This is a genomic window from Streptomyces sp. NPDC096152 (assembly GCF_044763235.1).
In the GTDB taxonomy this organism is placed as follows: Bacteria; Actinomycetota; Actinomycetes; order Streptomycetales; family Streptomycetaceae; genus Streptomyces.
On sequence record NZ_JBIWFW010000001.1, the window covers coordinates 831983 to 845698 of the forward strand.

At 74.9% G+C, this 13716-nt stretch carries 13 protein-coding genes; 7 read left to right on the forward strand and 6 right to left on the reverse strand.

What is annotated here, in order from left to right; genetic code table 11:
• Positions 1–131: 131 nt before the first annotated feature.
• Positions 132–923, reverse strand: a complete 792-nt coding sequence (locus tag ACIQ9G_RS03640) for an adenosylcobinamide-GDP ribazoletransferase (protein ID WP_403605690.1) — start codon at positions 921–923, stop codon at positions 132–134.
• 75 nt (positions 924–998) lie between these two features.
• Between ACIQ9G_RS03640 and ACIQ9G_RS03645 the strand changes: the two genes are divergently transcribed.
• Positions 999–1763: a hypothetical protein gene (locus ACIQ9G_RS03645; protein WP_403605693.1), complete on the forward strand. Its 765-nt coding sequence runs from the start codon at positions 999–1001 to the stop codon at positions 1761–1763.
• Between the two features lie 677 nt (positions 1764–2440).
• On the opposite strand, the gene ACIQ9G_RS03650 is transcribed toward ACIQ9G_RS03645, so the two are convergent.
• Both ACIQ9G_RS03650 and cobT read right to left on the reverse strand, forming a co-directional pair.
• A complete protein-coding gene (locus ACIQ9G_RS03650) occupies positions 2441–4249 on the reverse strand; it encodes a phosphatidylglycerol lysyltransferase domain-containing protein (protein ID WP_403605696.1) in 1809 nt (602 codons plus the stop codon).
• A 59-nt stretch (positions 4250–4308) separates the two neighbouring features.
• Complete coding sequence (gene cobT, locus ACIQ9G_RS03655; RefSeq protein WP_403605699.1) at positions 4309–5421, reverse strand: nicotinate-nucleotide--dimethylbenzimidazole phosphoribosyltransferase; 1113 nt, start codon at positions 5419–5421, stop codon at positions 4309–4311.
• A 161-nt stretch (positions 5422–5582) separates the two neighbouring features.
• Between cobT and ACIQ9G_RS03660 the strand changes: the two genes are divergently transcribed.
• The gene (locus tag ACIQ9G_RS03660) at positions 5583–6662 is read left to right on the forward strand and encodes a class I SAM-dependent methyltransferase (RefSeq protein WP_403605702.1); all 1080 of its coding nucleotides are present in this window, start codon (positions 5583–5585) and stop codon (positions 6660–6662) included.
• A 166-nt stretch (positions 6663–6828) separates the two neighbouring features.
• Here ACIQ9G_RS03660 and ACIQ9G_RS03665 read toward each other — a convergent pair whose 3' ends face one another.
• Positions 6829–8031 (reverse strand): bifunctional adenosylcobinamide kinase/adenosylcobinamide-phosphate guanylyltransferase, encoded by a 1203-nt coding sequence (locus ACIQ9G_RS03665; protein WP_403605705.1) that lies wholly within the window; start codon positions 8029–8031, stop codon positions 6829–6831.
• A gap of 181 nt (positions 8032–8212) precedes the next feature.
• Between ACIQ9G_RS03665 and ACIQ9G_RS03670 the strand changes: the two genes are divergently transcribed.
• Complete coding sequence (locus tag ACIQ9G_RS03670) at positions 8213–8440, forward strand: hypothetical protein (RefSeq protein ID WP_392195510.1); 228 nt, start codon at positions 8213–8215, stop codon at positions 8438–8440.
• Between the two features lie 121 nt (positions 8441–8561).
• On the opposite strand, the gene ACIQ9G_RS03675 is transcribed toward ACIQ9G_RS03670, so the two are convergent.
• Complete coding sequence (locus ACIQ9G_RS03675) at positions 8562–9263, reverse strand: class I SAM-dependent methyltransferase (protein WP_403606762.1); 702 nt, start codon at positions 9261–9263, stop codon at positions 8562–8564.
• An 83-nt stretch (positions 9264–9346) separates the two neighbouring features.
• Entirely contained in the window at positions 9347–9946 is a 600-nt protein-coding gene (locus ACIQ9G_RS03680) for a DUF3043 domain-containing protein (protein ID WP_403605709.1), read from the reverse strand.
• 286 nt (positions 9947–10232) lie between these two features.
• On the opposite strand from ACIQ9G_RS03680, the gene ACIQ9G_RS03685 reads away from it, so the two are divergent.
• The 4 genes from ACIQ9G_RS03685 to ACIQ9G_RS03700 all read left to right on the forward strand — a co-directional run bounded on the left by ACIQ9G_RS03685 (position 10233) and on the right by ACIQ9G_RS03700 (position 13508).
• Positions 10233–11024 carry a PspA/IM30 family protein gene (locus ACIQ9G_RS03685; protein ID WP_356193273.1) on the forward strand — a complete coding sequence of 264 codons (792 nt, stop codon included), beginning with the start codon at positions 10233–10235 and terminating at the stop codon, positions 11022–11024.
• 105 nt (positions 11025–11129) lie between these two features.
• Complete coding sequence (locus ACIQ9G_RS03690; protein ID WP_403605712.1) at positions 11130–11408, forward strand: hypothetical protein; 279 nt, start codon at positions 11130–11132, stop codon at positions 11406–11408.
• Between the two features lie 199 nt (positions 11409–11607).
• Positions 11608–12828 carry a sensor histidine kinase gene (locus ACIQ9G_RS03695; protein ID WP_403605715.1) on the forward strand — a complete coding sequence of 407 codons (1221 nt, stop codon included), beginning with the start codon at positions 11608–11610 and terminating at the stop codon, positions 12826–12828.
• The gene (locus tag ACIQ9G_RS03700) at positions 12825–13508 is read left to right on the forward strand and encodes a response regulator (protein WP_403605718.1); all 684 of its coding nucleotides are present in this window, start codon (positions 12825–12827) and stop codon (positions 13506–13508) included. Before ACIQ9G_RS03695 ends, ACIQ9G_RS03700 begins: the two co-directional genes overlap by 4 nt.
• Positions 13509–13716 lie beyond the last annotated feature (208 nt).

The window sequence follows — 13716 nt, forward strand, 5'->3', positions numbered from 1 at the left end:
GGCCCGGGCCGCCGCCGTGGCTCCGGCGGGAGGTCCGCCCCGCCCGGGCCCCGGGGCCAACTGCCCCTCGCCGCGGGCGAATCGGCGGTCTCCACGAGTATCAGGAGTGTCCCGTCCGTCCCGGTCGAGGGTCAGCCCAGGGACAGCAGCACGAGGGCGGCGGTGGCCGCGGTCTCGGCGAGCCCGCCGAAGACGTCCCCGGTCACGCCCCCGAAGCGGCGCGTGCAGTGGCGCAGCAGCAGCTCGGCCGCGGCCACGGCGGCGACGACCGCGCCCGCGGCCCGGACCCCGTCGTACGCCCCGGACAGCGCGCCACCGGCGGCGGCCGCGCCGACCACGAGCAGCGCGGCGAGCAGCGCCCCGCGCCGCGGCACCACCCCGGCGACCGCGGCCCCGAGCCCCTCCGGACGGGCGGCCGGCACCCCGGCGCGCGCGGCCAGGGTCAGCGCGAGCCGGGCGGCGGTCGCCGCGACGACGGCGGCGAGCGCGCCCCGGGCCCACGAGACGCCGTAGGCCTGGGTGAGGGCGGCGACCTGGGCCAGCAGGGTGAGGACCAGGGTGATCACCCCGAACGGCCCGATGTCGGACTGCTTCATGATGCGCAGCGCGTCCTCGGCGGGCTTGCCGCTGCCGAGTCCGTCGGCGGTGTCGGCGAGCCCGTCGAGGTGCAGCCCGCGGGTGAGCGCGGCGGGCACCGCGGCGGTGGCGACGGCGGCGAGCAGCGGGCCCGCGCCGAGGAGGAGCAGCAGCAGGCCGAGCGCGGCGGCGGCCGCGCCGACCACGATCCCGGCGAGCGGCGCGCAGAGCATCCCGGCGCGCGCGGCCTCGCGGTCCCAGCGGGCCACCCGGACCGGCAGCACGGTGAGGGTGCCGAAGGCGAACCGGAGCCCGGGCAGCGGCGGGGTCGGCGGGAGCTCGGTCACGCGGGCAGACTACGGCAGGGCCGGGCGGCCGCCGGTGGGCGGGCGGTCCACCGGGGGAGGCGGCAGACTGCCCCCATGGGGCACTGGCTGGAGCGGAACATCGTCGAACCCGGCAAGCTGCCCCTGCTCCTCGCCCTCACCGCCTTCGTCCTCACCTTCGCCGTGACGCGGACCGTCACCCGCCTCATCCGGGCCGGGAAGGGGCCCTTCGGCAACGTGCGGGCCGGCGGTCTGCACATCCACCACGTCGTCCCCGGCGTCGTCCTCATCGTGGTCGGTGGCTTCGGCGCGGTCGCCAGCGGCCGCCAGGGCGTCGGCGCCGCCGTCTTCGCGGTCCTCTTCGGGATGGGCGCGGGGCTGGTCCTGGACGAGTTCGCACTCATCCTGCACCTGGACGACGTCTACTGGACCGAGGCCGGCCGGCAGAGCGTGGAGGTGGTGGTCCTCACCGTGGCCCTGGTCGGGCTGGTCCTCGCGGGCTTCGCGCCGTTCGGCGTCAACGACCTGTCCCAGGACGAAGTGCAGAACCGCGGCACGGTGATCGCGACCGTCGTCGGCAACTTCCTGTTCTCGCTGGTCGCGCTCTACAAGGGCAAGGCCCGCCTGGCCGTCCTCGGCATCGTCGTGCCCGCGATCGCGCTGGTCGGCGCGGTCCGGCTGGCCCGGCCCGGCTCGCCCTGGGCCCGGCACTTCTACCGCCGCCGCCCGCGCGCCCGGGCCCGCTCCAGTCTGCGCGCCTACCACCACGACCGGCGCTGGGCCGGGCCCCGCCGCCGGTTCCAGGACTGGATCGGCGGCAAGCCGGACGAGGAGGTCACCCGCCTCCCGGGTCACTCGTGACCGGCGCGGCGCGGCGCCGGGCCGGGCCCCGCGGGCCCGGTGCCGCACCGCCGAGAGCGCGCACAGCGCCGCCACCCCGGCGATCGCCGCGAGATGCTCCTTGCCGGCCAGGTTCTCGCGCACCGCCACCTCGATCGCCATCGCCGCGACGACCGTGCCCGCGGTGACGTACGCGCCATAGCGCCAGCCGAGGAAGACCGCGAGCCCCACCACGGCCGCCGACGGGCCGGCGTCCACCACCTGCGCGTCCGTGGCCGGCAGCCCCAGCGGGCGGAGCGGCCCCAGGGTGATGCCGATGCGCGCGTACAGGGTGCCGGCGAGGGTGGCGGTGTAGGCGAGGGCGAGCGTCCGCCACCGGCCCAGGCAGATCTCGGCCATGCCGAACACGCACAGGATCTGCGCCAGCGCGCCCCAGCACGGCAGGTCCAGGGCCGGCACGAACAGCGACAGCGGGGTGCGCAGCAGCGCGACCCACAGCGGGTCCGCGGCCCGGACCGCCCCGAGGTGCTGGACGGCGTCGTGGCCCCACGGACGGGTCTGCGCGAAATGGAGCACCCCGGTCAGGCACACCGCGCCCACCGTCAGGGGCACCGCCCGCAGGCGCCGCTCCCGCAGCGGCCCGCGTACGGCGACGTACAGCGGACCCCATTCGGCGCGGACCCAGCGGGCGAGGGCTCTCATCGGTGCGTCTCCAGGTGCTCGCGGTGCAGCCACTTCGGCAGGCCCGGCGTCCCCGGCCCGGCCGTCAGGAACCCCTCCGCGCGCGCCGACGCGAGGCCGATGCGCAGCAGGTCCCCGCTCTTCTCGAAGAGCAGGAACCTCGGTTCCCAGATGGGCCGGTACTTGGCGTTGGCGCGGTACAGCGACTCGATCTGCCACCAGCGGGAGAAGAAGCTGAGCAGCGAGCGCCACAGCCGCAGCACCGGCCCGGCGCCCAGACGGGCGCCACGTTCGAAGACCGAACGGAACATGGCGAAGTTGAGCGAAACCTGCGTGATCTCCATCTCCCGGGCGCGGCGCAGGAGTTCCAGCACCATGAACTCCATCAGCCCGTTCTCGCAGTGGCGGTCGCGGCGCATGAGGTCGAGTGACAGCCCGTGCGGCCCCCACGGCACGAAGGAGAGCAGGGCCCGCAGCTCGCCCTCGGCGTCGCGGCACTCGAGCATCACGCACCGCCCGTCCTCCGGATCGCCGAGCCGGCCCAGCGCCATGCTGAACCCGCGCTCGGTGGCCCCGTCCCGCCAGTCGTCCGCCCGCCCGACCAGGTACGCCATCTCGCCGGCCGGGATCTCCTCGTGCCGCCGGACGCGCACGGTGTACCCGGCCCGCCGCACCCGGTTGTAGGCCTGCCGCACGGTCCGCATGGCCCGGCCCTCCAGCGTGAACTCGGCGACGTCCACCACGGCCTCGTCGCCCAGTTCGAGGGCGTCGAGGCCGTGCCGCGCGTACACGGTCCCCGCCTCCTCGCTCGCCCCCATCACGGCCGGGATCCACCCGTGCGCCCGCGCCTCGGCGAGCCACGGCCCGATGGCGCCGGGCCAGGCCTCGGGGTCTCCGAGCGGGTCCCCCGAGGCCAGGGACACCCCGCCGACCACGCGGTAGGCGACGGCGGCCTTGCCGGTCGGGGACCACAGCACGCTCTTCTCCCGGCGCAGCGCGAAGTAGCCGAGCGAGTCCCGCTCACCGTGCCGCGCCAGCAGCTCCCGCAGCCGCTTCTCGTCGTCCTCGGTGAGCGGGTCGACGGCGCGCCGGGAGCGGAAGGCGGCGTAGAGGACGGCGAGGACCAGGGCCGTGGAGAGCACGTTGACGGCGACGTTCGCCCAGTTGGGCGTGTCGATGCCGGGGAAACGGGACTCCGAGGCGGCGACCGAGACCAGCCGCAGCGTGCCGTAGTGCCAGCGCTCGGCGAACGTCGAACGGGCCGCGTCCGGCGCCTGGTTGGTGGCCGTCACCAGCAGCGCGGCGAGTAGCGAGGACACCAGCAGGCCGCCCACCGCGACGACGGCGGCGAGCCTCGGGTTGGACCGGTCGCCCTTGGCGTAGAACTCCCGCCGCCCCACGAGCAGCGCGGCGACGAAGGCGGCGGTGAGGGCGAGGGAGATCCAGTTCTGCGCGCTGCGGCGGATCTCCGGGAAGGTCATGGCGAAGCCGAACAGCGCCAGGAACGGGCCGCTGAGCCCGAGGTTCAGGATCCAGGACGCCCGCTTGCGGCGGCGCATGGTGATGGCGAGGAACGTGGCGAACACGCCGGAGGCGAAGCCCGCGGTGAGCAGGTACGGCGTGAACAGGTTCTCCTGGTTGTGCCGGCGCACGTCCTGGCCCAGGGAGACCCACACCGCGCTGAGGAAGTTGACGAACGCGACGCCCCGCAGGTACCAGACGGCGAACGCGGCGGCCCGCCGCGCGTACGGGCGGGCCGGCCGGCCACTCTCGGTCACGCCGGCCGGAGCCCGCTCCTCACGTACGGCAATTCGGGCATCTCCCATAAGAAGCGATCATATGGGCGCCGCCGCGGCGAACGGCTCTTTTCCCTCCGCCGTCCGCCCTACTTCGTCGCCCCGTCCGCCGCGTCCGCTTCGTCGGCCTCGCCCTTCTCCGGCTCCGCGGCCTCCTCGGCCCGCTCGGGAAGCTCGGCGGCCAGCGCGGCGGCGCTCTGCACCAGGGGCAGCGCCAGCAGCGCTCCCGCCCCCTCGCCGACGGTCAGCCCCTGCTCCAGCAGCGGCTCCAGCGCCATTCGGTCCAGCGCCTTCGCCTGCCCCGGCTCCCCGCTGCCGTGCCCCGCGAGCCACCAGTCCGGCGCCCGGAACGCCACCCGCTGGCCCACCAGCGCGCACGCGGCCGACACCACCCCGTCCAGGATCACCGGCAGCTTGCGCACCGCGCACTGGAGCAGGAACCCGGTCATCGCCGCGAGGTCGGCCCCGCCCACCGCCGCCAGCAGCTGCAACTGGTCCCCGAGGACCGGCCGCGCCCGCCGCAGTGCGTCCCGGATCGCCGCGCACTTGCGCATCCACGCCAGGTCGCCGATCGCCTCGCCGCCCCGCCCGGTCACCACCGAGGCGTCCGTCCCGCACAGCGCGGCGACCAGTACGGCCGCCGGAGTGGTCCCGCCCACGCTCACATCGCCCAGGACCACCAGATCCGTACCGGAGTCGGCCTCCTCGTCGGCCACCGCGACCCCCGCCCGGAACGCGGCCTCCGCCTCCTCCGGGGTGAGCGCGTCCTCCACGTCGATGCGCCCGCTGCCGCGCCGCACCCGGTGCCGTACGACGTCCCCGGGCAGTGTTTCGGGGTCGCAGTCCAGCGCCATGTCCACCACCCGCACCGGGACGCCGAGCCGCCGCGCCAGCACGGACACCGGCCGGCCGCCCTCCAGGACCGCGCGCACCAGGTGCACGGCACTGCCCGCCGGCCGCGCCGACACGCCGAGTCCGGCGACTCCGTGGTCGCCGGCGAACAGCACCACCCGCGGCTGTTCGACCGGCCGCACCGGCACCACGCCCTGCGCCGCGGCCAGCCACTCACCCAGGTCGTCGAGTCGGCCCAGCGCGCCGGGCGGCACGGTCCGACGCTCCCGGCGGTCCTCCGCGTCACGGCGCACGCCGCCGTCGGGACGCTCGATCAGATCGGTGAAGTCGTCGAGGTTAAGCGAGCTCATTCGCCGAACAGTACCGGCAGCGATCGAACAGGGCGGCGCCACATCGGCAGCACACCCCCACCGCGTGATTGCACCCAAGATCCCGATCCCATACGTTCCTTTTGCAGCGGATTGTCGTACATCCCTGCGGTACGCCCCTCGCGCCCCACCGGGAGCCGCCCATGCCGCCTCTGCCGTACGTCCCGCGCGACTACGACCCGCGCCGCATCGCGTACGCCGCCGAACTCGCCGAGGGCACCGGCCGGTTCCACGAGCCGCGCCGCGCGGACTGCCCCTGGTGCGGCTCCGGGCGGCTGCGCACCCGGCTGCGCGCGCCCGACCTGATGCAGCACAAGCCGGGCACGTTCGTGCTCGACCAGTGCCGGGACTGCGGGCACGCCTTCCAGAACCCACGGCTCACGGGGGCGGGACTGGCCTTCTACCACCGGGACTTCGGCGAGGACGACGCGCGGGGACTGGCAGAACGCGTCCTCGCCGCCGCGCGGGGCGACCGGCGGCACCGCACGGTCGCGCACCTGATGCGGAACGTGGGGGAGCCGGAGAGCTGGCTGGACGTCGGCACGGGCCACGCCCACTTCCCGCGGGCGGCGCGCGAGGTCTTCCCGTACACGTCCTTCGACGGCCTGGACCCCACCCTGCGCGTGGTGCGGGCCCGCGACGCCGGGTGGATCGAGGAGGCGCACGTCGGCCACCTGGCCGACCCGCACCTCGTGGCCCGGCTGCGCGCCCGCTACGACGTGGTGAGCGTCTTCCAGCACCTCGCGCACGTCCCGGACCCGCGCGCGGAGCTGGACGCGGCCCTCGCCGCCCTGCGCCCGGGCGGGCACCTGCTGATCGAACTCCCCGACCCGCGCAGCGCGTTCGCCCTGCTGCTGGGCAGGTGGTGGCTGTCCCACGGCCAGCCGCGCCATCTGCATCTGCTGCCGCTGGGCAACCTGTGCGCGGAGCTGGAGGCGCGCGGCTGCACGGTCCTCGTCGTCGACCGCCGCGGCCCCCACACCCCGTACGACCTGGCGGCGGCCCTCGCCCTGGCCGTCACCCATGCGCTGCCCGCGGCGGACGCTCCCTGGCACCCCGAACCGGCCGGCGGTCCGCGGTGCCTGCTGCGGGCGGTCCTGACCGGAGCGGCCGGTCCGCTCGTGGCCGCGGTGGCGGCCGTGGACCACGCCCTGGCCCCGCTGCTGCGCCGCACCCCCTTCTCCAACGCCTACCGGGTCGTCGCCCGACGGGACACGGCCTGAACCGGCAGGGCCCGCCTCCTGTGTCCCGCTGCCTGTGAGCCGCCCCCTGTGTCCTGGCCGCCTCCCGTGTCCGGTCCTTGAACCTCGCAGTCCAGGAAGTCCCCCGTCCTGGAACCTCTCGGTCCTGGAGCCTCCCGGTCCCCGGACCTCCCCGTCCGAACCGCTTTCAGCCGCGCAGCGGGAGCGCCTGGCCCGCGACCACCAGCAGGACGTGCTCGCACTCGTCGGCGAACGCGGCGTTCAGGCGGCCGAGTTCGTCGCGGTAGCGCCGTCCCGACGACGTGGCCGGCACGATGCCCGAGCCCACCTCGTTGGAGACGGCGACCACGGTCCGCCGTGTCGCCCGGACCGCCGCCGTCAGCGCGGCCACCCGCTCCCGCAGCGCCCGTTCTCCGCCGTCCGCCCACTCGGCGTCGTCCCAGGCGCCCACGGAGTCCATGGCGTCCGTCAGCCACAGGGAGAGGCAGTCGATGAGCAGCGGCGGCCCGTCCTGCTCCAGCAGCGGCACCAGATCGCAGGTCTCGACGGTGCGCCACGACGCCGGCCGCCGGTCCCGGTGCGTGGCGACCCGCGCCGCCCACTCGGTGTCGCCGCCCCGGGACCCGCCCGTCGCCACGTACAGCACCCGGGGGAAGGACTCCAGCCGCCGCTCGGCCTCCACCGACTTGCCCGACCGGGCCCCGCCCAGCACCAGCGTGCGCCGGGGCACGTCGGGTACGTCCTCGTACACGCCCACCACCAGCGTGGTGCCGTCCGGCACCGCCCGCGCCCCCGCCGCGGCGAGCCGCCGCCGCAGTTCCGGGCCGGGCGGCACGTCGTGGTCGAGGTGCACGGCGACGACGTCGGTGGTCGGGCCCACCGCCCCGACGGCGCGCAGCCTGGCCAGGGCGTCCGGGCGGCCCACGACGTCCGCGAGGACCATGTCGTAGGTCTCCGCCGACCCCTCCTCCAGCCCGGCCGGGGCGCCCCCCGGCGGCAGGTACAGCAGCCGCTGCCCGTCCGGCCCGGTCACGGAGTACCCGGTGCCGGGCGCGTCCAGCGCCACCGCGCGCACCCGATGCCCCGTCAGCAGCGCCAACTCCCGCCCGTCCGGCACCCGGCCGGGCTGCGGCAGCCCGGCCGGCACCTCGACCGCGGGCCCGTCGTGCGGGTGTGTCAGCAGCACCTGCCCCACGCCGGCCAGCGAATGCCCGGCCCGGGCGGCCGCGAACGCCGCGCCGGGTGTCAGGTCGAGCAGCAGCGCCCCGTCCACGAGCAACGCGGTCGCGGCCCGCGCGTCGGCGCCGAGCGCCGTCGCGCAGGTCGCACAGGGACAGTCGGGGCGGGGAAGTCCTGCGGGGGCACCGGTGCCAAGGAGAGTCACGTCCACGCACCCGATTTTCCAGGCTGCCCCCACCTCCCGCCCGCCCGAGTCCCTCGTGGCGGGTCCCGGCCGGGTGGATGGGCCGTGGCCTCCTGACGGGGCGGCCCGCGCAGCGCATAGGGTGCGGGAAGGAGCCGGACCAAGATCCGGCTTCCACTGTGCAGTGTGCTCACACAGGGAGGCGTACATGGTGGCATGGACGTGGCGGTTCGAGACGGCCGACGGGACGGAGGTCCAGCCGGCGGTGCAGCCCGAGGAGTTCACCACGCAGGGCGACGCCGAGTCCTGGATCGGGGAGAACTGGAAGGACCTGCGCGAGGGCGGCGCCGACCAGGTGCGGCTCTTCGAGGACGCCACGGAGATCTACGGGCCGATGAGCCTGCACGCGGACGAGTCCTCGACGTCCGGATCCTAGACGCCCCGTCGGGAAAGGGGGCGGCCACCACGGCCGCCCCCTTCTCACTGCCCGTGAGGTCCCGTCTCACCGTCCGTGAGGTCCCGTCTCGCCCGTGAGGTCCCGTCGGCACGGCACCCGCTCAGCCGCGGACGCCGCACAGGTGCAGCAGGGCCGCGACGCCGCGGTACGGATCGGTCCGCCCCGCGCGTTCCTCGGCGGCCAGCAGCGCCGTCGGGTCGGCCGGGGGCTCGGTGCCGTCCGCCGCCGTGTCCGTGAAGACCCGCACCCCGTACCAGGCGTGCAGCGGTGCCCCGATCCCGGCGAGCGTCGCCGTCAGGTCGCCCAGCCGGTCCGCGCGCACGTCGAGCCCCAGCCGGTTGCGGTACGCCGTCGTGTCGAACGCGCCCAGCGCCCCCGCCCAGTCACCGGACAGCCCGGGGCGCAGTGCCAGCGCGTCCCCGTTGCGCACCAGCAGCGACAGCAGCCCGCCCGGCGCGAGCATCCGCGCCAGTCCCGCCAGCAGCGGATCCGGCTCCTCGACGTACATCAGTACGCCGTGGCACAGCACGACGTCGAAGCTCCCGGGCAGGAAGTGCACCCCGGTGTCCTGGCCGTCGCCCTCGACGATCCGCATCCGCGCCCGGATGCCCTCCGGCTCGGCGGCCAGGGCCTCCCGGGCCACGGAGATCATCGTCCGGTCCCGTTCGAGCCCCGTCACCTGGTGCCCGGCGCGCGCCAGCCGCAGCGCCTGCGTCCCCTGGCCCATGCCCACGTCGAGCACCCGAAGCCGCCGCCCGACGGGGAACCGCCCGGCCACCTGCTCGTCGAGCTGCCGGGCCACCAGCTCCTGCCGCACCATGTCGCGCAGTCCGCCCAGCTTGTTCAGCCACGCGTCGGCGGCTCCCCCGGTGAAAGCGGTCGCGCTCAGGGCCGTTCCCCGCGCTTGACCTGCGGCTTCGGCAGCCGGAGCCGGCGAATCTGCAGCGAGCGCATCAGGGCGTAGGCGACGGCGCCCCGCCTGTTCTGGTCCGGGAAGCGCTCGGCGAGCCGCTTCCTCAGCCGGACCGCGCTGAGGATCGAGTCCAGCACGATCAGGACGATCACCACGAGCCACAGCAGCAGCGCGATGTTCTGCAGAGAAGCCACCCGCACCATGCTCAGCACGAGGATGACCACGGCCATCGGCAGGAAGAACTCCGCGATGTTGAACCGGGAGTCGATGAAGTCGCGCGCGAACCTGCGCACCGGCCCCTTGTCGCGGGCCGGGAGGTACCGCTCGTCGCCGCCGGCCAGCGCCTGACGCTGCCGCTCCATGGCGGCACGGCGCTCGTCGCGCTGGCGCTTGGCGGCGTCCTTGCGCGTCGTCGGCGTGTTGGCGACGCTGCGGCGCTGGGACTGGGCCTCACTGCGCTTGGGCGTGGGCCGGCCCTTCGGGGCCTGCGGGTCACGGGTCTGCTTGGAGAAGTTCACCGGGGCCTTGTCGGCGGCCGGGGTCTTCTCTTCCTTGGCACGGCTACGGAACACAAAACCCAAGGGTACGGGCTTCCCCCGCATGGGCCCCAGTCCGGCGGGGAACGATCCGGCAACACCGGACGTCTGTAGGGGGACAGAGCGGACGTCGCGCACACGGCCCGTCGCCGGCACCCGGGGATCACCTACTCCCCGCGCCGGAGAGGGAGCGTACGGAGTCGTCCTCGGGGATGACCGCATCCGTCCCCGGACAGTGCGGTAATGGAGGCAGGGCCCGTACTGTGGGTTCTGTCGCAGGATCTGTGAGCCGGAGTCCGTCAGAAGGGGGCGCGCGAAGCCCATGAGCGGTGTCATGAAGCGTATGGGGATGATCTTCCGCGCGAAGGCGAACAAGGCCCTTGACCGGGCCGAGGACCCGCGCGAGACCCTCGACTACTCGTACCAGAAGCAGCTGGAGCTGCTGCAGAAGGTGCGCCGCGGCGTCGCGGACGTGGCGACCTCCCGCAAGCGTCTCGAACTCCAGCTGAACCAGCTGCAGCAGCAGTCCTCCAAGCTGGAGGACCAGGGCCGCAAGGCGCTCGCGCTCGGCCGGGAGGACCTGGCCCGCGAGGCGCTGTCCCGCCGTGCCGCGCTCCAGCAGCAGGTGACGGACCTGGAGACCCAGCACGCGACGCTCCAGGGCGAGGAGGAGAAGCTCACCCTGGCGGCCCAGCGGCTCCAGGCCAAGGTGGACGCCTTCCGTACGAAGAAGGAGACCATCAAGGCGACCTACACCGCGGCCCAGGCACAGACCCGGATCGGTGAGGCGTTCTCCGGCATCTCCGAGGAGATGGGCGACGTCGGCCTCGCGATCCAGCGCGCCGAGGACAAGACGGCGCAGCTTCAGGCCCGCGCCGGCGCGATCGACGAACTGCTGGCGTCCGGCGCCCTGGACGACCAGTCCGGCATGGCCAAGGACGACATCCAGGCCGAGCTGGACCGGCTCTCCGGTGGTTCGGACGTGGAGCTGGAGCTCCAGCGCATGAAGGCGGAGCTGGCCGGGGGCACGCCCCAGCAGGCCATCGAGGGCGGCACCGGCCAGGGGCAGAACCAGCAGCAGCCGCAGGACACCCCCCGCTTCGACAAGCAGTAGGTTCTCGACCAGCGGTACGTCACCGGGTAGTACGTCACTGGCCGGTACGTCACCAGGCAGCACGTCACGTCACCGACAGCCGGGGCCCACGCCGAGGAGGGCGACATGATCGTACGGATCATGGGGGAGGGGCAGGTGAGGCTGGCCGAGGGCCAGCTCGCCGGCCTGAACGAACTGGACGACGAACTCCTGGCCGAGATGGAGAAGGGCGACGGCCCTGGCTTCCGCCGCACCCTCCAGGCCCTGCTGTCCACCGTCCGTGAGCTGGGCGAGCCCCTGCCGGACGACTCCCTGGAGCCGTCCGAGCTGATCCTGCCCTCCCCCGACGCCACCCTGGAGGAGGTCCGGGAGCTCCTGAGCGACGACGGCCTGATCCCGGGCTGAGCGGCGTCCGCGAAACTCTTCGCCCGCGCCGCTCGTCGCGCCCGCGCCGCCGTCGCGAACGCGCCCCCGTCGCACGCCTCCTCCCGGCAGCCGTGCCCCGGCGTGCGCCCGGCTAGGCGCGGGCGCGCCCCCGGTGCGCGTCCATCGCGTTCCCGGCCGCGGTTCCCGGTGTGCCGGGCTGCCCTTACCGTTGACCCCCGTGAGCACACTCGACCGCGCCAGATGCCGGCTGAAGGCGCACCCCCTGGCACTGGACGCGGCGCTGGCCGCGGGCGTGCTGGTGTGCATGGTGGTCGGCTCCTTCGCCGGGCCGAACGGCGAGAACGGCGTCAGCTGGGGCGTGCGCAGGCCGGACCTGCTGAGCCTGCTCCTGATGACCGTCGGCGCCGCCGCGCTCGTCTTCCGCCGCCGCGCCCCGCGGACGGTGCTCGCCGTCACCGGCACCGTCTCCCTCGTCGAGTGCCTCACCGGCGACCCCCGCGCCCCCGTCGCCATGTCCGCCGTGGTCGCCCTCTACACCGTCGCCGCGGCCACCGACCGTCCCACCACCTGGCGCCTCGGCCTGCTCACCATGTCCGTGCTGACCGGCGCCGCGATGCTCGCCGGCCCCCTGCCCTGGTACGCCCAGGAGAACCTCGCCCTCTTCGCCTGGACCGGCATGGCCGCCGCCGGCGGCGACGCCGTCCGCAGCCGCCGCGCCTTCGTGCACGCCATCAGGGAGCGCGCGGAGCGGGCCGAACGCACCCGCGAGGAGGAGGCCCGCCGCCGCGTCGCCGAGGAACGTCTGCGCATCGCCCGCGACCTGCACGACGTCGTCGCCCACCACATCGCCCTCGTGAACGTCCAGGCCGGGGTCGCCGCCCATGTCATGGACAAGCGCCCCGACCAGGCCAAGGAGGCCCTCGCCCACGTCCGGGAGGCCGGCCGCTACGCGCTGAACGAACTGCGCGCCACCGTCGGGCTGCTCAGACAGTCCGGCGACCCCGAGGCCCCCACCGAACCCGCCCCCGGCCTGCACCGCCTCGACGACCTCGTGGCCACCTTCCGCAACGCCGGCCTCCTGGTCGAGGTCGCCCGCTCCGACCACGGGACCACCCTGCCCGCCGCCGTCGACCTGGCCGCCTACCGCGTCATCCAGGAGGCGCTCACCAACGTCCAGAAGCACGCCGGCACCCGGGCACGGGCCGAGGTCAGCGTCGTACGGGTCGGACCCAACGCCGAGATCACCGTCCTGGACGACGGGACCGGCGACGACGACGGCCCGCTGCCCGGAGGCGGCCACGGACTGCTCGGCATGAGGGAGCGGGTCACCGCCCTCGGCGGCACCCTCACCACCGGTCCCCGCTACGGAGGGGGCTTCCGGGTCCATGCGATCCTGCCGGTCAAGACCCGCAGCCGCGCCCCGGGGGACCCCGTATGACGATCCGTGTCCTGCTCGCCGACGACCAGACGCTGCTGCGCAGCGCCTTCCGCGTGCTCGTCGACTCCGAGCCCGACATGGAGGTGGTCGGCGAGGCGTCCGACGGCGCCGAGGCGGTACGGCTGGCCGGGGAGCAGCGCGCCGACGTGGTGCTGATGGACATCCGGATGCCCGGCACCGACGGCCTCGCGGCCACCCGGCTGATCAGCGCCGATCCGGCCCTCGCGCACGTCCGGGTGGTCATCCTGACCACCTTCGAGGTCGACGACTACGTGGTGCGGTCGCTGCGCGCGGGCGCCTCCGGCTTCCTCGGCAAGGGCAGCGAACCCGAGGAACTGCTCACCGCCATCCGGGTCGCGGCGGGCGGTGAGGCGCTGCTGTCCCCGGCGGCCACCAAGGGGCTGATCGCCCGCTTCCTCGCGCAGGGCGACGCCGGGGACGACGGCCGCGACCCGGCCCGCTCCGCCCGGCTGGAGGCACTGACCGTGCGGGAGCGCGAGGTGCTGGTGCTGGTCGCGGGCGGGCACTCCAACGACGAGATCGCCGAGCGGCTGGAGGTCAGCCCGCTGACGGTCAAGACCCACGTCAACCGGGCCATGGCCAAGCTGGGCGCCCGCGACCGCGCCCAACTGGTGGTCATCGCCTACGAGTCGGGGCTGGTGCGTCCGCGGGCGGAGTGAGCCCGCGTACCGGACGGCCGAGCCCGCGTGCCGGACGGCTGAGCCCGGTCCCCGGGGTGGAGCGGGACGGTGCCCGGACCGTACGTCCACGGGTGGAGCGGTCTGCACCCGGGCGTACTGCGGCCGGAGTAGGGCGCCCGCGCGGAAATGGACCAGGGGCCTACGGATCACCGTCCGTCGATGCCCGAAGGTGTAGAGGCGGATGCCC